This is a genomic window from Bacillus sp. FSL W7-1360, from assembly GCF_038592975.1.
In the GTDB taxonomy this organism is placed as follows: domain Bacteria; phylum Bacillota; class Bacilli; order Bacillales; family Bacillaceae_D; genus Shouchella; species Shouchella lonarensis.
On sequence record NZ_CP151950.1, the window covers coordinates 784612 to 801511 of the forward strand.

The following is a 16900-nucleotide window of genomic DNA, read 5'->3' on the forward strand; positions in this document are numbered from 1 at the left end:
TTGTTGCGGTGTAGTTCAAACATGGGTGCCAAATTATTTATCTGGAAAACAAAAAACTATGACCGTATTGTGACTTCAACCCCATTTGATAGCGTTTGCAATGATAGTTTCACCGTGTTACAATTGCGGTGCAATAACATACGGATTCTCAAGGGTGGACGGCAATCCCCGTAAGAAAGGGGGGATCGCTTATGAGCGTCTTTCAATCACTCATGCTGATGTTTGCATTTGCTGGTTTAGTCGTCTCAATCATTACTTTGGCGCAACGTCAAAAGTAAATCCACCCTTGAGCCGCGCAAGCTGTGGGGTGGATCGTATCAGCTAATGTTTGCCGTCCTCCCTTGTAGAGGGGTCCGGTTATTGCAGACCGTGGGTGTTCCTAAGCACACGCGGTCTTTTTTAGTTTATTCATCACTTGAATTTAGTATACATGTTTCGCGTGGGATACGTCAAGTAAGTATCTTTCATCGTATGTGTCAAGAATTTCTCGAGCGCCTTAAAAGACCAATGATTTCACCACTCTACAATTGTGCACTGATAATTGCCGTGTATTATTTCGAAATTTAGCTCCGTGAGGCTTGGCAGAGGGCAAGGGCCGGGTTGTATTTTTGAGAAAACCACTCAAAAATCTCCACCCTTCCCCCCTTGCCCTCTGCCATTTTGCGTGTGACTAAAAACGCCACTGATCGAGCGATAGACCGATGACATTTCAAGTTATATGGCTCGGTCATTTAGTTAGTTTAACACGCAAAAACGCTCGTACACCCGTCCTTCATTTGTGCTGCTCCATCAGGTTGAGACGCAAAACCGCGGGGATCACCCCGCACGCGAACTTCTCTCGCTCATCCCGATGACAAAAAGTCAGCCTACCAAATAGCCTTTCATTCCTTTCACAAATTTGCCCATTGGAGAAGAATGAGGACCGTTCAGGGCAAATGTTCCTTGGCGCACACTTGGGGTCACGGCTTGTTCATGATTTTTCTTGGCACGAGTCACTATTTGTTGGAACACGCGCTGCTGTCTCGTTGTTCGCCCTCTAAAGTGTAAGTATACGCTACGTAATGTGTTGTTAAGGATCCCTTGTTTGACCTTGACCATTGCTTCACACCCAGCTTTACTCCAATGCATGCCTCTCTTTTTCATCCGAAATGAGATGTGTCGCTGGTTTGATTCTATCGCACCTAGGGAGCGCGCATTCTCGGGTGGGTCAGCCACTTTCTCGCGCCAATCAAATATTCTCTCCCATTGGGATAAAAGATATTTTTTACATTGCTCAATTCTCTTGAGATGCTTCTCGTCTGTGATCGTACTTTCGTACGTGTCTATCCATTTTGTGAAAGTCTCTTTGTCACGGTCCTTTAAGGCTTGTTTTGCTTTGGTTTTATATTCATGGCTTTTTACCCCAAATGCGGCGCTTAAAGACTGTTGTACATGATAGCCATCGATTTGATTCAAAACAGGCTTGTTTGATTGAGAAAAGGCTTCTTGAAAACGATCTGGTGTATAACCTGCGCCACCATCACTTCCAGTGACGACTTGTGTCTCCGAAAGAGCATATCGGTGAGCAGTGACAGCTTGGACTTCTTGCCAAAAACGATTGATTTCTTTCGTTGTCATGATGGCATAAGGAGACGTTAGCTTCACACGCTTCCCATTTAGATCCCAGCCCTCGTACGTGATCGCGTGGCGCACTTCAATTTGTTTTTTCTTCTGAGTGCTTCTCACAAATACACCATCAGCTTCTCCGTAAAGATAGTCTACTTTCTTCCCTTCAGGAAGCTCTGCGGCTTCCTCTAGCTCTTGGACAAGAGCTTCATCTGCTTTCTGTTGGACCTCACCAACTTCTTTTACAATCTTTCCTACGGTCTGATGACTCATCGTCACTGCGGTCCATTCAGATAACGTTTTGGCTGTGCCTCGGTATGTTTGTTCGCTCGCTAATTCTGCCGTTTTCACTTCCACAAGTGGACTATATCTTTGGTATTTCACAAAACAGAGGTATTCGTCTAATGGATAGCTTCTCTTTCCTTTTCGGTCTTTCATTAACGCACGCTCATACGTAACGGATCCAAACATAAATTGGATTGTACGCTCATCTTTCCGCTCCATAGTCCAGCCTTCATTTTTCTTGTTTTGCGTGAGCTCTTGATCGATTTGTGATAAAACTTCTCCAGTTATACGAGCAAAGGTCGTTTCCATTAACTGTTTTAGGGTTTCTTCAGCTTCTATCATGTTGTTTTTGGTCTTTATTATGTTGTATATTTCGTGTACAATAGAAAGCATGAAAAGACTCCTCTCTCCAGATGTATTTGCTTTGGTCAGCACACATCTATTGTAGAGGGTCTTTTCTTTTTTGCCCAGTCTTTTGCACCCAATATTCCACAATGTGGAATATTACGTGTTTCAGTCCTCGAGAACTATTTTACACATACTCTTTCATCCGCGGTATAGTGGGTTTGTGGGAACTAGCAATAGGAGGGTTACGCGCCCTCTTTTTCTATTTTCAATAAGAGGGAAAACTTGTATATCATCACAAGAAGAGATATGATGACAAAGAGGTGATTGGAATTGATGGAACGTGAACGTTTACAAAAAGTCATTGCCCAAGCGGGTGTGGCTTCACGTCGGAAGGCAGAGGAATTAATAGAAGCTGGGCGTGTGACAGTGAATGGAAAAAAGGTGACACAGCTAGGAATGAAGGTAGCACCGCAAAAAGATAAAGTGGCGGTTGATGGGGTGTTATTAACAAAAGAAGCGCCTGTTTATTATGTCATGTATAAACCAGCAGGGGTGTTGTCGACAGTAAGTGATGATAAAGGGCGACAAACGGTGGTCGATTATATTGAAACAGATGCCCGCATTTACCCGGTCGGTCGGCTCGATTATGATACAACAGGTTTATTATTATTAACGAATGACGGTGAGATGGCCAGTCGTCTCATGCATCCGCGATACGGTGTTGAAAAAGAGTATGTAGCAAAAGTAGAGGGCATTCCTGAGCGACAGTTATTAAAGCAGTTAGAGGCAGGTGTGAAACTAGAAGATGGCAAAACAGCACCAGCGAAAGTGAAATTATTGTCCCTTGATAAGCGGAAACAAACAGCGGTCATTCGCCTTATTATTCATGAAGGAAAAAATCGTCAAGTACGGCGAATGTTTGAGGCGATCGGTCATCCTGTTATCAAACTGAAGCGGGAACGGTATGGCTTTTTAACGCTTGCCGGTTTACAATCAGGACAAGCCCGTCAACTAAAACCATTTGAAGTGAGGCAATTAAAGAAGTTGACCGTCATAAAACCGTCATAAATGTGTGAAAAACAACCGTAAATACACGTTATAATGGGGGGAGAAGTGTGAACGGGGCATAAGGAATGATTGAGATTTTGACAAGAGGAGGGACACCATGCGGAGGAAATATAGAACTTGGGTCCGGCTCTCTATACTTGTAGTCATTGCTACAATCATTGGCATTACGATTTATGTCAATATGAACAATGAAGAAGGTTTAGCACGAGTAGGAGAAGAGCCTAAAAACTTTGCGCTCCGTGATTTAAACGATGAGAGAATCGCACTCTCCGATTTTAAAGGACAAGGTGTGTTTATTAATTTTTGGGGGACATTTTGTCCACCGTGCGAAAAAGAAATGCCTTATCTAGAGAAATATTATAAAGAATACGAGAAAAAAGGTGTTAAACTCATGGCCATTGATGTTGGCGAACCCCCGCTAACAGTACAGTCTTTTGCGGATCGGCATAATCTGACGTTTACGATTGCTTTAGACGAACGAAGAGAAGTGATGCGCGCATATGGCATCGGACCATTACCAGCATCTATTTTAGTGAATGCAGATGGAAAAATTGAAAAAGTACACATTGGTGCCATGACGGAGTCAATGGTACAGGAGTTTTTCGAGTTAATTGTGCCGGGTACATAATGTTTTGCACGGAGGTATGAGGATGAAAAAAAAGGGCATCACTTGTGAATGTAACTATGTGAATGTTGATGGCACAGAAATGTGTGCTGCTTGCGGAAAGCCATTGACAGAAAAGGCACAAGAAGAAGGCGTCAACATGCGCTATGAAGGCGCTGCCATCCGGTCACGAAAGCGGAATAAGTCACTGATTGATCATATTTGGGGCTTTTTTTCTTCGGTCAAAGTCGGCATTTGGATTCTTGTGTTATTATTAATCTCATCTGCACTTGGAACGCTGTACCCGCAGAAGACGTACGTGCCAAAATGGGCTTGGGCTGATCTTGCGAGCTATTATGAGGAACAATACGGCACGCTAGGACACTGGTACTATACTTTAGGTTTACATGAATTGTATGATTCTTGGTGGTATATTGCGTTAATTATTGGTCTCGCTGTTTCGATTATTGTTGCAAGCTTTGATCGCGGCATCCCGTTGTACAAAGCATTGCGGGCGCAACGTGTGACACGTCATCCCCACTTTATGAAGCGGCAACGTTTTTTTGGTGTGACGGTGACAGAAAATCCTGATGAAGCCATTGACAAAGTGTCTGCAGCTTTGGCCAACAAGCGTTACCGTATTCGTAAGGAAAATGGGAATGTATTAGCAGAGAAAAATCGTTTTGCCCGCTGGGGACCTTATGTCAATCATGTTGGACTCATTATCTTTTTGGGTGGTTGTTTACTTCGCTATATTCCGGGGATGGAAGTGGTGGACACAACGATGGCGATTCGTGAAGGCGAAAAAGAAGCCGTTCCATTTACAGATGCAACTTATTTCGTTGAGAATCGTCACTTTTCAATTGAATTATATGATGAAAATGATGAACGTTTTCAAGATGCATATGAGGAAAAGGGCGGTGTCATCCCGGAAAAGTTTGAGACGGATGCCGTGCTATATAAACGAGAAGAGTCTAGGATCATTGGTGATGATGGTGAACTTGTGAAAATGGAAGAAAAAAAGATTCACGTCAATGATCCGCTGCAGTTTGATGGTTTTTCACTTTATCAAACGGATTACCGTCTCAATGAACTAAACCAAATGACTTTTACGCTAGAACATAAGGAAAGTGGCAAAACGTTTGGAGAAATGACGGTTGATTTAATCGAGCCTGAAAGTACATATGAGCTAGGTGATGGTTATCGAGTGGTTTTAGAAGACTATTTTCCTGACTTTGATTTAAACAGTTCAGGAGAACCAACGACAAAATCATCCGTCCCTAACAATCCGTACTTTTTGTTTTCTATGTACACACCTGATAAACCCGAAGGCGAAAGAAGTTTAATTGGCATTCAACGAAACGTCGAGGCAAATGATGACAATGAATACAAAATGACTTTTGTGGATGCAGCGTTTAAAAATGTCACGATTTTGACAGTGCGTAAAGATGAAACTTTGCCGTTTCTTATTGTTGGTGGGATCATCTTTTTAATCGGGCTCGTGCAGGGATCTTACTTTGCGCATCGCCGTGTATGGTTGCAAAAAGTCGACGGCGATGTGTGGCTAGCTGGGCATACAAACCGTAATGGGTTATCGTTCCATGAAGAAATGAAACAAGTCGTGGTCGGCACACCGTTACATGTGCCTAAAGACCAAGAAGAAATGAAGCACGAGCAGTAAAACGTAGTGGCATGGTTGAACCATGTCACTTATCAGAATGTGTAAGGGAGAGGATGAAATGGCTAGTTTAAGTTTAAACTTATTGTTGCTTGCTTTTTTTGCTTATTTAGCAGCAACAGTGTGTTTTGCTTTTTCACTTCATAGACGGAGAAATTCAGAGGAGCAAGTGATGGCTGTGACGAAATCTGGTCGATTTGGCTGGATATTGAGTGTGGTTGGCTTGTTGTGCGCGCTTGCTTATTTTGTCATACGCTGGTCTGTCGCTGGACATGTACCCGTAAGTAATATGTTTGAGTATATGACGTTTCTTGGTATGATGATGAGTTTGGCCTTTATGATTATTTATTTGATCTATCCAAGTCGTGCAGATGTCATTGGGATGTTTGCCATGCCGACAGTCATGTTACTCATTGTGTATGCATCAACGTTTAGCACCGATATTTCTCCACTCGTCCCATCTTTACAAATGCCGATGTTTTTAAAGCTACACATTATGACAACGGCACTAGGTCAAGGATTGTTGGCAATTGGTTTTGCGGCGGGTCTTGCCTATTTAATTCGTTCTTTAGATTTAAGGGCAACGGGTTGGAAGCCGCGTGTACTTGAAGTAATTATGTACGGTCTGATGTCTTTAGTAGGCTACATTGTGATTACGTATATGTTTTCAGGTTTTGGTTATGAAGTTTCTTTTAACTATGTCGACCAGAATGGCGAACAAGCGGCAGCGCCTATGGTTTACCATCTACCGGCATTGATTGGACCAAATGAGGGACAATTGTTAACGGAAGGTGCGCTTTCTCCGTGGATATCTGTTCCAGGAAATATTGTTTCTAGCGACTTGAATGCGGTAATTTGGGCATTTTTTACAGGATTTATCCTTTACTGGGTGCTCCGGCTCATTTTACGAAAAAGACTCTCACTTGCGTTGCAGCCGTTGTTAAAGGCGGTTAGCCCTCAATCAGTTGACGAATTAAGTTACCGGGCAGTGGCGATTGGCTTCCCTATTTTTGCACTTGGTGGGCTTGTTTTTGCGATGATCTGGGCGCAAATTTCTTGGTCGAGATATTGGGGATGGGACCCGAAAGAAGTTTGGGCCCTTGTGACATTTTTATTTTATGCCGTGTATTTACATTTGCGTCTCTCTAAAGGGTGGCATGGTGAAAAATCGGCTTGGCTTTGTGTGATTGGTTTTGCTATCATTATGTTTAACTTAGTTTTTGTTAATTTGGTCATTGCAGGGCTACATTCTTATGCAGCGTAGGGAATGCTTAGATGGTAAAGGGCAGAGACTAGATGCTGTAGGGAAAAAGGAGGCAAAAAGATGACACAGCAACCAAAAATTTTAGTTGTTGATGATGAAGGACGCATTCGACGTTTACTCAAAATGTATTTAGAGCGTGAAGGATACGATGTGGTTGATGCAAGTAACGGCGAGGATGCCCTTACCGAAGCGTTAAATGGAGCGTATGATTTGATTTTACTTGATGTGATGATGCCCGGAATGGATGGGATTGAGGTGTGTCGCACACTCCGTAAGACGAAGGCAACACCAGTGATGATGTTAACAGCAAAAGGTGAAGAGGCCAATCGTGTGCAAGGGTTTGAGGTGGGTGCAGATGACTACATTGTAAAGCCATTTAGCCCAAGAGAAGTCGTATTACGTGTGAAGGCGCTGCTTCGCCGCGCCTCTGCAACACGCTTTTTGCAAACTGAGCCGCAAACAAAAAACGTGCTTGTGTTCGGTCCGTTGACCATTGATGATGATGCACATCGTGTCACGGTTGACGGAGAAGTGCTTAATTTAACACCAAAAGAGTATGAGCTGTTGCTTTATTTAGCACAGTCTCCGGACAAAGTTTTTTCACGGGAACAGTTGTTAAAGGATGTATGGCATTATGAGTTTTTTGGTGATTTGCGGACAGTGGATACACACGTGAAGCGGCTGCGTGAAAAACTAACGCGTATTTCCCCTGACTTTTCAGCAATGATTTCAACGGTCTGGGGCGTCGGGTACAAGTTTGAGGTAATCCGGGCGTAATGTTGTGGCAAAGTGTTGTTGGGAAGTTATGGTTCACAATTTTATTGCTCGTTACAGTCGTTTTAACGATTTTAATGGTGATGTTACTTCGTTTCTTTGAGACCTTTAATTTAGAAGAGGCAGAAGCACGTCTCAGTAATTATGCAACAATGGTCACTTCAACTTATGAGGCACATCGCGAGGAGTCATCACCGTATCGTTACTTAGAAAATATGAGCGAGTCACTTGCGGTGGATATCGTCATTGTAGAGGAAGGTCAAAAGCGTTGGAGTACGAAACGGTACCGAGCGCAAGAACGGCAATTGAATGTGACGGATGCCTGGGCGAGAAAAGTGCTTGAATATGGCGAAACAGTTGTGACTGAGGTCCATACATCTACGGCTGCTACAGATGATGCTGATATTATGTTAGCAGGTGTTCCTTTAGGAGAAACGGCACCTGCTCAAAGTGGTATTTTTTTATATCAGCCACTTGCAGCGGTGGAGGCAGCGTCACAGGAGACGAAGCAAATCATTTATTTTTCAGCAGCAATTGCGCTTATTTTAACAACTGTCTTTGCTTTTTTCTTGTCGACTCGAATTACGGCGCCGTTAAGAAAAATGCGGCAAGCTGCACTAGAAGTTGCACAAGGGAAATTTCATACAAAGGTGCCTATTTTGACTCATGATGAAATCGGTCAATTGGCGATTGCGTTTAACCGTATGCGGCGCGAGCTCAATTATAATATGATGGCATTGAACCAAGAAAAAGAACAGCTCGCACATATTTTGTTAAGTATGGCAGATGGTGTCATTACGTTGGATCGGCGCGGTGAGATTTTATTAACAAATCCGCCAGCGGAGAGAATGTTATCTGTGTTGTTTTATGAAGAGCAAACAACGATGAACGACAAACAAGCATTGCCAGCAATCCTCATGCCGTTATTTCGTCACGTTGTGTCAGCTGAAACAGAGCAATTAATGGAACAGAATGTACAAGGGCGGAGTATGGCGATTTTAATGGCACCACTTTATGAAAAAGAAACAGTTCGTGGCGCAGTGGCTGTGATTCGTGATGTGACAGAAGAACGACGCCATGATAAACTACGCAAAGATTTTATTGCGAACGTTTCGCATGAGTTGCGAACACCGATTTCCATGTTACAAGGGTATAGTGAGGCAATGATTGATGGTGTAATGGAGACAGAGGGGGAGCGGCAAGAAGCTGCCCAAATTATTTATGATGAGTCACTTAGAATGGGGCGTCTTGTTCATGATTTACTGGACCTTGCGCGGATGGAAGCAGATCATATTACTTTGAATAAAGAAACCGTTGAGATCAATATCTATTTGGAAAAGGTCGTCCGGAAGTTTGTAAGTTATGCAAAAGAGCGTGGCGTTCATGTCTTTTTAACAGGTGTTGTTTCTGGACGGAAGATGGACATTGACCCTGATCGAATTGAGCAAGTATTAACCAATCTTATTCATAATGCCATCCGGCATACACGTGCGGGAGGAAGTGTCGAAGTGCGGTATGAATGGGATCATCTCCGCGATCGTATAAGTGTCATTGATACAGGCACGGGTATCCCAGAAGAAGATTTGCCTTATGTGTTTGAGCGTTTTTACAAAGCAGACAAAGCGCGGACCCGTGATCAAGGAGGGACGGGTCTTGGGTTAGCGATTGCAAAACACCTTGTTGAAGCACATGGGGGAGAAATTTCGGTTCAAAGCAAAGTGAGCGAAGGAACGGTCTTTTATTTCACTTTGCCTCGCAACCAAGCGGAGGATGATACATATGTATAAGAAAATGTTGCTCATGTTGTGTGTCATGCTCCTTGTCGGATGTGCCCCCCCTGTAAATGAGACGACGCAACAAACTGAGGATATAGTGCCGACGGTTTCTTTTAAACCTGAGGCGTCCATATTTCCATTCACGGCTCGTGATGCAACTGGAGAAGTATTAAACCTCCCTGAGCGCCCTAAGCGCGTTGTATCGCTTGCGCCGGTAAACACGGAAATTGTTTATGCGCTAGGAGCGGGCGAGACGCTTGTTGGGCGACATGCATATGATGATTATCCAGCTGAAGTGAGTGATGTGCCTGTTGTGACGTCAAATGTCGGTATGTCTATTAATGTAGAGGAAATTATTGCTTTAGAACCGGATGTGGTTTTGGCTCATGCCTCTTATGTAACATCAGCGCTATCTCAGTTAAGGAAAATGGATATCCCAGTATACGTCGTTTCGGAAGCGCAGTCTATTTCTGAGACATATGACATCATTTGGGATGTTGCTCAATTACTTGATCGGCAAAAAGAAGCCCTTCGCATTTGCGAGGAGATGAATGATGATTTTCGTGCGCTCTCTATGCAAGCAGCAGAATTGACACCAGAAAGGCGAAAAAAGGTGTTATATGAAGTAGACAGTGTACATTTGTTTGTTGCGGGAGCGTCTTCATTTATTACAGAGTTACTGTCTATCATTGGCGCGGATAATGTGACCAATGAACTCGACTTAACAGCATTCTTTCCTCAACTAAGTGAAGAGGCACTCCTTACGCTCAATCCTGATGTGATCGTCACTACCGGAGAGGTGTTACAAGTGACAAATCGAAAAAGTTTTGCTGATATACGAGCTGTAAAGGAGAACCGTGTGTATCAAGTTGAACAACAAGACGTATTAAGTCGAACAGGGCCTCGGTTACCGGAAGGAGCGAAAGCGCTTGGACAGCTCATTTATCCTGAAATCTTTGCGCAGTAAGCGCGTACTTTCCTATACAGGTGTTTTTTTGCTGATGCTTTTGACGATGTGGATGGGCGTGTGTTTCGGAAGCGTGATGCTACCGGTGAAGGAAGTGGTCATGATTTTGGGACAAGTTGGGTTAGGATTGCCGTTAGAGGCGTCATTTGACACGGCTGATGTGCAAATCGTTATAAACGTCCGATTGCCGCGTGTGGTTCTTGCTTTTCTCGTCGGTGCTGCTTTGGCGCTTGCTGGGGCAGCGTTTCAAGGATTGCTGCAAAACCCGCTCGCTGATCCATACACATTAGGGGTATCTTCTGGTGCAGCGCTCGGGTCTGTTTTGTTTATTCTGTTTGGTGGTGCACTAGCCAGTGTGTGGGTTGCACCGCTTGTTTCTATTGTCGCAGCACTTGTAACATTGTTTTTGGTGTTATTTTTAGCACGCTGCATGAAAAGTTCACTTACAATGGAGACAGTCATTTTAATCGGTGTCATTGTCAGTGCGTTTTTAAGTGCGCACCTTACGCTGTTAATGGCGCTGTCACACGGTGAATTGAAACAGGTTGTATATTGGTTGATGGGTAGTGTTGGTATGAGAGGGTGGTCTCACGTTGGGCTAATCCTTCCTTTTTTTCTTATTGGCACAATGATGTTATGGTGCTCGCGCCATGCACTCAATGCTTTTATGTATGGTGAGCGTACAGCCCAGTATGTTGGTGTGGCAATAAAGAAGCATAAATATAATATGTTCATTGCTGCGACAATGTTAGCAGGAAGCGCCGTCGCTGTTGCTGGCACAATTGGTTTTGTTGGGTTAGTGATTCCGCACATCGTTCGCACATTGGTAGGAAGCGATTATCGACATGTACTATCAATGTCTCTCATGCTAGGGGGGACCTTTCTAGTGCTTGCTGATTTCATTGCTCGGATGGTCGTCATGCCAAGTGAGCTGCCTCTCGGTGTGGTGACGGCGATGATTGGTGCACCGTTGTTTGCGCTACTACTATATCGACACCATAAACGAAAAAAAGAGGGGGCACACTCGTGTTAGTCGTGGAGCATTTAACTGTGCAGTTAGCTGGGCATCGCGTGTTAACAGACGTTTCTTTTTCAGTACAAAAAGGAAAAATGGTCGGTGTGCTAGGACAAAATGGGAGCGGGAAAACAACCCTGCTCCGGGCGATAGCGGGCGATTATAAAGTGAGTTCCGGTTCTATTTTGATTGAAGGACAAGCGTCTCAAATGCTGTCTCCTAAGAATCGGGCAAGGAAATTGGCTGTTTGCATGCAAAATCATCACGTACCATTGCATGTGACAGTACAAGAAGCAGTGACACTCGGACGATATCCTTACGAGCATGGCTGGCTTTCTCGTCGTTCCAAAAGAGATGGTGACATCGTCGAACGAGTAATGAGAGACACAGATACAATTGAGTTAGCGAATCGTTTAATCGGGCAATTAAGTGGCGGAGAACAAAAACGTGTTTGGCTTGCTCAATCGTTGGCGCAAGAACCATCATTGTTATTGCTAGATGAGCCGACAAATCATTTAGATATTGCCCAACAAGTGGCTTTCATGAATCATTTACATAAACTGCAGCAAGAGCGTGAACTTTCGGTCGTGATCGTGCTTCATGATGTGAACATGATGAGCTTATACTGTGATGAATGGGTGCTTTTGAAGCAGGGACAAGTACTTGGAACAGGCGCGGTAACGAACCTTACTGAGTCGTTGTTACACGAAGCATACGGGGTGCGTTTTACTGAATCGCTCGTCCCTCCTCTCGGTAAAAAGCAATTTACAATCTGTCCCTGAGGAAAAATGATGTATACCGTTCGCAGTCTTTTCATAAGCTCATACAGCAAGATCATAAGTGTATATGTGAAAAATGCACCAATGACGTGTGCGGAAGGGGGACGTTATGACCGCATGGCTGGATTTTGTGCGGAGAATGTCAATCGCATTCATTTTGGCGCTGGCAATAGGCATCTTGTTTGTAGGTGTATTAAAAGTATCTGTTTCAGATGAAAGGTTGTCGCTGGAACGACAGTAAATGATAGCACTCTCTCCTCGATTGATGGCTCTTTTTTAAAGGGCTGTTCATACATAGTTTAAAAAACCGTTGCACACCCTAAAGGGGCAACGGTTTTTTATGAGGAGGAAGCAAAGTGTCCTTGTTTTTAGAGTACAGTTGGGTATTACTCGTATTAGTTTGTTTGGAAGGCATTTTGGCTGCGGATAACGCCATTGTATTAGCAATGGTTGTGCGTCATTTACCTGAGAAACAGCGTAAAAAAGCACTTTTTTACGGGTTAGCCGGTGCTTTTTTGTTCAGGTTTGCATCACTATTTTTTATTTCTTGGCTCGTAGATGTGTGGCAAGTTCAAGCAGTCGGTGCCATTTATTTATTGTATTTGTCAATTCACTACTTGTACCGAAAGTGGGTGAAGCACAAGACACGTAGTGCAAAGGCGGTAAAAGCGCCATTAAGTTTTTGGAAAACGGTCTTGAAAGTGGAACTTGCTGACTTTGCTTTTGCAGTCGATTCGATTTTAGCAGCTGTTGCGCTTGCGATGACTTTGCCAGCGACAAACTGGGGGAATGTGGGGCAGTTAGATGGTGCCCAGTTTGCAGTCGTGTTGACAGGTGGACTCATAGGGATCATCATTATGCGATTTGCAGCTGGAAAGTTTATTATACTGTTAGAAAAAAGACCGAGCTTGGAGACGGCAGCTTATTTAATTGTTGGTTGGGTCGGAGTAAAACTTGCTGTCTTTACACTTGCTCACCCAGACTTAAGTGTTCTCCCAACACATTTCCCAGAATCAACATTATGGAAAACAATATTTTGGACGGTATTTTTACTTATCGTCATTGTGTATTGGGTGAAGTCAAATAAAGATAAACCAGCGCCAAAGCAATACAGCAATGAATAGAAGTAGTAACTATTTATGTTGACAATTGTTGAACGCGGACTTTTGGATTTGAATGGACGCACTTGGACAACCGTCATAGGCGTCTAACATACCCGATACGAAAGGCGCAGGTACAGCGATGGTTCCACGATTGTTGTCAATGGTCACATATGCTAACCCTTCGTCGTTGTAATCAAATACTTGCGGGGCTGAGAGAGCGCAAGCACCGCAGGCGATACATGTGTCCGTGTCTACCATTGTATAATATTGATCGTCGGCGTCGGCCATATCATTAACCCCCGTTCCTTTTCGTTTGTTTGTTTCACGATGCGCACATTTCTTATATTGTACCGTGGAACCTTTCCTGGTGCAATTGCGCACGCGTGTAGTAATATTTGGTACAATAGACATAAAAGGTCGACTGGGGGAGGTCTTGTGCGAGCGCAATGCATATTATGGATCATGTTAAGTTTTCGGGGAGAACGATCTTTATCGGCCGTTTATCATTTGTTGCAAGGGAAGAGGTCTATTCAAACCATTTACGATGCACACTTGTTTCAATTGCAACGATATTTTGGTCTGTTCCCTCAGTTATCGCGAAACATCTTGGATAATCACTTGCAAGTATTGGAACAACAAGGGTACATACAAATGAAAGAAAATGATTACACCTTAACGGAAAAAGGACACACATATACCATGTCGTGGCGTCTAGCGCATCCTTACATAGATACGATTGACAACTGGCGTTTCGGACATTTAGAACGTACTTTTTGGCAGCGGTTGGTGTTGTTATGCCAATCATTGTCGCACCTTGCACTGCACAAATCATTTGTGCCTATTGTACAAACATTTTCTGTGCAACGTTTTGTGAAAGGTTACATTCGGTCTTCAAGTAAGACGGTCGATGATTTGTGTAAACAACTATATGAAGAATGTTTTACACTTTTGTCACAGGTAGCGACTTTGCAAGCAGAGCTATTTGTGCGGCAACTATCTTCTGCGCACCACATTGGTGCGACATTAGAGCAATTGGCTCATTTGTATGGAAAGCCTGTGGACGAGCTGTTTGTGCGCCATAAAAGTACATGTCACTTCATCTTAAAACATGTATTGGCAAATAAACATGAATACCCAAGTTTGTCACGCTTAATCACAGAAGAAGATATGCAGCTACCGATGGCAACATCTACTGAAAAAACAGCCGAGCTCTTAGAAAAGGGCTTATCTATTCGTGAAGTTGCACATCAACGTCGTTTAAAGGTCACCACAATTGAAGATCATGTGGTGGCGCTTGCACTATTAAATGCGTCCTTTCCGATTGATTGCTATGTTGTACCTGAGAAACAGGAGCAAATTCTTCGTGTAAGTGAATTAGAGAAGACGCTTAAATTAAAAACCATTCGACAAGCACTTAATGAAAAAGTAAGCTATTTTGAAATCCGACTTGCACTAACGAGAAAGGAGGGGCACTCATGCTCACACGAGCTTTAAAAGAGAAATTTGGTCACGAAACATTCAAGCAAGGTCAGCGTGAGATTATTGAGGCGCTAATGGCGGGGCATGATGTGTTAGCCGTCTTACCAACAGGTCGGGGAAAGTCACTCTGTTATCAGTTGCCAGCTTTGTTACTTGACGGTTTGACCATTGTTGTTTCTCCGTTGCTATCGTTAATGGAGGACCAAGTGCAACAATTAAAAAAGAATGGGATTCGGCGTGTTGCTGCATTAAATAGTTTCACAGATCAACAGGAACGTCAAGTGATCTTGACTCAGTTATCGCAATTAAAGCTATTGTATGCTTCTCCTGAGATGCTACAGTCAAAAACTGTACGAAAGGCACTAAAACAAACGCACATTGCCATGTTTGTTGTTGATGAGGCGCATTGTATTTCTCATTGGGGGCATGATTTTCGGCCGGACTATTTACGCCTGTGTCAAGTGCGGGCTGATGTTGGCTCGCCCCGTTGCTTAGCAATGACTGCGACGGCACCACCACGGGTTCAAAAAGATGTGATGGCGCAACTACGACTGGAGAACCCACGTTGTTTTATAGAAAGTGTGAACCGCGAGAATATTTTTTTGAACATCGAAGTGGTTGCTTCAGCAGGAGAAAAAGTGTCACGCATCGAACAATGTGTTAGTTACTACCCGTCTCCTGGAATTATTTATGTTCATAGCCGTAATCAAGCAATACAGTTGTGTCATCATTTACGCGAAATCTATCCAACAAAAAATATTGCCGCTTATCATGGTGGGATGGAACAAACAGACAGGTTGCTTGTCCAACAACAATTTATGCATGACCAACTCGATCTGATTTGTGCGACAAATGCCTTTGGGATGGGATTGAACAAAGATGATGTTCGTTATGTCGTACACGTACACTACCCACTTGATTTTGCAGCATACGTCCAAGAAATTGGGCGTGCGGGACGTGACGGGCAACCGGCAATGGCATTGTTTTTGGTAACCGCTACGGATGATGAGCAAGCAATCCAATTATTAAAGCAAGGACAAATGAAGGAAAAAGAACTTGCATGGGTACTTGCGTCTCTTACCCCCGGAAAAGTCTTTGATGAGACAAAGTTAGAAGAACGAGTGAAACATCTAGGCTATGATCATACACGTGCAATTGTTTATTTGCTTGAACATTGGGGTGCTGTGTTAGAAGGTTTCGTCACGACAACGTTTTCCAGTAGCGTGTTAGCCACAAAGATCAGCGCGTATTTTCAAAAACGTTATGAAGAACGACGCTTGCGCTTACGTTCAATAGTCAATTATGTGGAGGAGCAAAATACTTGTCGGCGGCATATGTTGTTGCGCTATTTTCAAGAGCGTCCGAAAAAGCAAGCGCCGTGCTGTGATGTATGTGGTCTATTACCTGAAATCGTGAAAGCAAATGACCATGTTCCGCAAGTGGCGGCAACACAATCATGGCAGACGCAATTAGCGCAATTATTTGTTGTAAACGAGAGGGGAACTAAAAGCACATGTCGTTAAGTCGTGAACAGCTACAACAACTTCCAAACCGAGAATTGTATATGAGCGTATATCTTTCTCAGGCATTCATGCTTAGTGTAGCACTCGGTATAAGCGCATTGTTTGGTAATGGGATACAAAAAGGGATTAGTCAATTGACATGGCATTGGCATGATGGGTTATGGCAAGGAGCTAGCTTTGCAATTATTGTGCTGATCATAAATTTGTTATTATATCGGGTTGTTCCTGCACGATGGCTAGATGATGGGGGAATTAATGACCGTGTTTTCCGATCGATGGGGATTTGTCATATGGTCTTTTTTTGTCTCGTTGTTGCAATTGTAGAGGAATGGTTGTTTCGTGGCGTATTACAGCCGCTTGTAGGTTTGCCTGTTGCGAGTATATGCTTTGCACTCGTACATGTTCGTTACATAAAGAAGCCAATATTGTTTTTTTATACGCTACTGCTAAGTATAGCACTTGGATTGCTATACGAAGGTACAGGAAACTTTTGTAGTGTCGTTGTTGCCCACTTCTTAATTAATTTTTTGTTGGGGGTATTTTTACGCAAAAGTGCAAAGCGCCGTGTCATCGGTGTATAAGTTCTAACGAAAGGCGCCACTGCGTAAGTTTGTAGTACGAGCGGTTGGGTCG

Annotated in this window: 17 protein-coding genes; 15 read left to right on the forward strand and 2 right to left on the reverse strand. The window is 43.5% G+C overall.

Annotation, left to right across the window (positions count from 1 at the left end):
- Positions 1 to 191 precede the first annotated feature (191 nt).
- Positions 192 to 278, forward strand: a complete 87-nt coding sequence (locus tag NSQ26_RS03905; RefSeq protein WP_367576294.1) for a putative holin-like toxin — start codon at positions 192 to 194, stop codon at positions 276 to 278.
- A 583-nt stretch (positions 279 to 861) separates the two neighbouring features.
- Here the strand turns inward: NSQ26_RS03905 and NSQ26_RS03910 are convergent.
- The gene (locus NSQ26_RS03910; RefSeq protein WP_499717674.1) at positions 862 to 2283 is read right to left on the reverse strand and encodes an ISLre2 family transposase; all 1422 of its coding nucleotides are present in this window, start codon (positions 2281 to 2283) and stop codon (positions 862 to 864) included.
- A gap of 288 nt (positions 2284 to 2571) precedes the next feature.
- Here NSQ26_RS03910 and NSQ26_RS03915 point away from each other — a divergent pair, with 288 nt between their 5' ends.
- The 11 genes from NSQ26_RS03915 (at position 2572) to NSQ26_RS03965 (ending at position 13286) form a co-directional block, all read left to right on the forward strand.
- Complete coding sequence (locus NSQ26_RS03915) at positions 2572 to 3306, forward strand: pseudouridine synthase (RefSeq protein WP_499719232.1); 735 nt, start codon at positions 2572 to 2574, stop codon at positions 3304 to 3306.
- Positions 3307 to 3403: 97 nt separating this feature from the next.
- On the forward strand, positions 3404 to 3934 hold the full coding sequence (gene resA, locus NSQ26_RS03920; RefSeq protein WP_090776101.1) for a thiol-disulfide oxidoreductase ResA: 531 nt from the start codon (positions 3404 to 3406) through the stop codon (positions 3932 to 3934).
- A 22-nt stretch (positions 3935 to 3956) separates the two neighbouring features.
- Positions 3957 to 5591, forward strand: coding sequence for a cytochrome c biogenesis protein ResB (resB, locus tag NSQ26_RS03925; RefSeq protein ID WP_499719235.1), 1635 nt, complete (start codon positions 3957 to 3959; stop codon positions 5589 to 5591).
- Between the two features lie 58 nt (positions 5592 to 5649).
- Positions 5650 to 6852 carry a c-type cytochrome biogenesis protein CcsB gene (ccsB, locus tag NSQ26_RS03930; protein ID WP_499719237.1) on the forward strand — a complete coding sequence of 401 codons (1203 nt, stop codon included), beginning with the start codon at positions 5650 to 5652 and terminating at the stop codon, positions 6850 to 6852.
- Between the two features lie 60 nt (positions 6853 to 6912).
- Positions 6913 to 7629 carry a response regulator transcription factor gene (locus NSQ26_RS03935; protein ID WP_090776104.1) on the forward strand — a complete coding sequence of 239 codons (717 nt, stop codon included), beginning with the start codon at positions 6913 to 6915 and terminating at the stop codon, positions 7627 to 7629.
- Positions 7629 to 9413 (forward strand): ATP-binding protein, encoded by a 1785-nt coding sequence (locus tag NSQ26_RS03940; protein WP_499719239.1) that lies wholly within the window; start codon positions 7629 to 7631, stop codon positions 9411 to 9413. The genes NSQ26_RS03935 and NSQ26_RS03940 overlap by 1 nt, the downstream gene beginning before the upstream one ends.
- Positions 9406 to 10368, forward strand: a complete 963-nt coding sequence (locus tag NSQ26_RS03945; RefSeq protein WP_499719241.1) for an ABC transporter substrate-binding protein — start codon at positions 9406 to 9408, stop codon at positions 10366 to 10368. Before NSQ26_RS03940 ends, NSQ26_RS03945 begins: the two co-directional genes overlap by 8 nt.
- Before the next feature lie 34 nt (positions 10369 to 10402).
- Positions 10403 to 11401, forward strand: coding sequence for a FecCD family ABC transporter permease (locus NSQ26_RS03950; RefSeq protein WP_499719242.1), 999 nt, complete (start codon positions 10403 to 10405; stop codon positions 11399 to 11401).
- Positions 11395 to 12165 carry an ABC transporter ATP-binding protein gene (locus NSQ26_RS03955; protein WP_499719244.1) on the forward strand — a complete coding sequence of 257 codons (771 nt, stop codon included), beginning with the start codon at positions 11395 to 11397 and terminating at the stop codon, positions 12163 to 12165. The genes NSQ26_RS03950 and NSQ26_RS03955 overlap by 7 nt, the downstream gene beginning before the upstream one ends.
- 106 nt (positions 12166 to 12271) lie before the next feature.
- Positions 12272 to 12403 (forward strand): hypothetical protein, encoded by a 132-nt coding sequence (locus NSQ26_RS03960; protein ID WP_281241412.1) that lies wholly within the window; start codon positions 12272 to 12274, stop codon positions 12401 to 12403.
- 115 nt (positions 12404 to 12518) lie between these two features.
- Positions 12519 to 13286: a TerC family protein gene (locus tag NSQ26_RS03965; RefSeq protein ID WP_499719246.1), complete on the forward strand. Its 768-nt coding sequence runs from the start codon at positions 12519 to 12521 to the stop codon at positions 13284 to 13286.
- Between the two features lie 9 nt (positions 13287 to 13295).
- Here the strand turns inward: NSQ26_RS03965 and NSQ26_RS03970 are convergent, their stop codons facing one another.
- Positions 13296 to 13553 carry a ferredoxin gene (locus tag NSQ26_RS03970; RefSeq protein ID WP_499719248.1) on the reverse strand — a complete coding sequence of 86 codons (258 nt, stop codon included), beginning with the start codon at positions 13551 to 13553 and terminating at the stop codon, positions 13296 to 13298.
- Between the two features lie 147 nt (positions 13554 to 13700).
- On the opposite strand from NSQ26_RS03970, the gene NSQ26_RS03975 reads away from it, so the two are divergent.
- From NSQ26_RS03975 to NSQ26_RS03985, 3 genes are read left to right on the forward strand one after another with little or no spacing between them, the layout of a single operon-like run.
- Positions 13701 to 14759 carry a YpbB family protein gene (locus NSQ26_RS03975; RefSeq protein ID WP_499719250.1) on the forward strand — a complete coding sequence of 353 codons (1059 nt, stop codon included), beginning with the start codon at positions 13701 to 13703 and terminating at the stop codon, positions 14757 to 14759.
- Positions 14741 to 16267 carry a RecQ family ATP-dependent DNA helicase gene (locus tag NSQ26_RS03980; RefSeq protein WP_499719252.1) on the forward strand — a complete coding sequence of 509 codons (1527 nt, stop codon included), beginning with the start codon at positions 14741 to 14743 and terminating at the stop codon, positions 16265 to 16267. The genes NSQ26_RS03975 and NSQ26_RS03980 overlap by 19 nt, the downstream gene beginning before the upstream one ends.
- Entirely contained in the window at positions 16258 to 16848 is a 591-nt protein-coding gene (locus NSQ26_RS03985) for a CPBP family intramembrane glutamic endopeptidase (protein ID WP_090776112.1), read from the forward strand. The genes NSQ26_RS03980 and NSQ26_RS03985 overlap by 10 nt, the downstream gene beginning before the upstream one ends.
- The last annotated feature ends 52 nt before the right edge of the window (positions 16849 to 16900 follow it).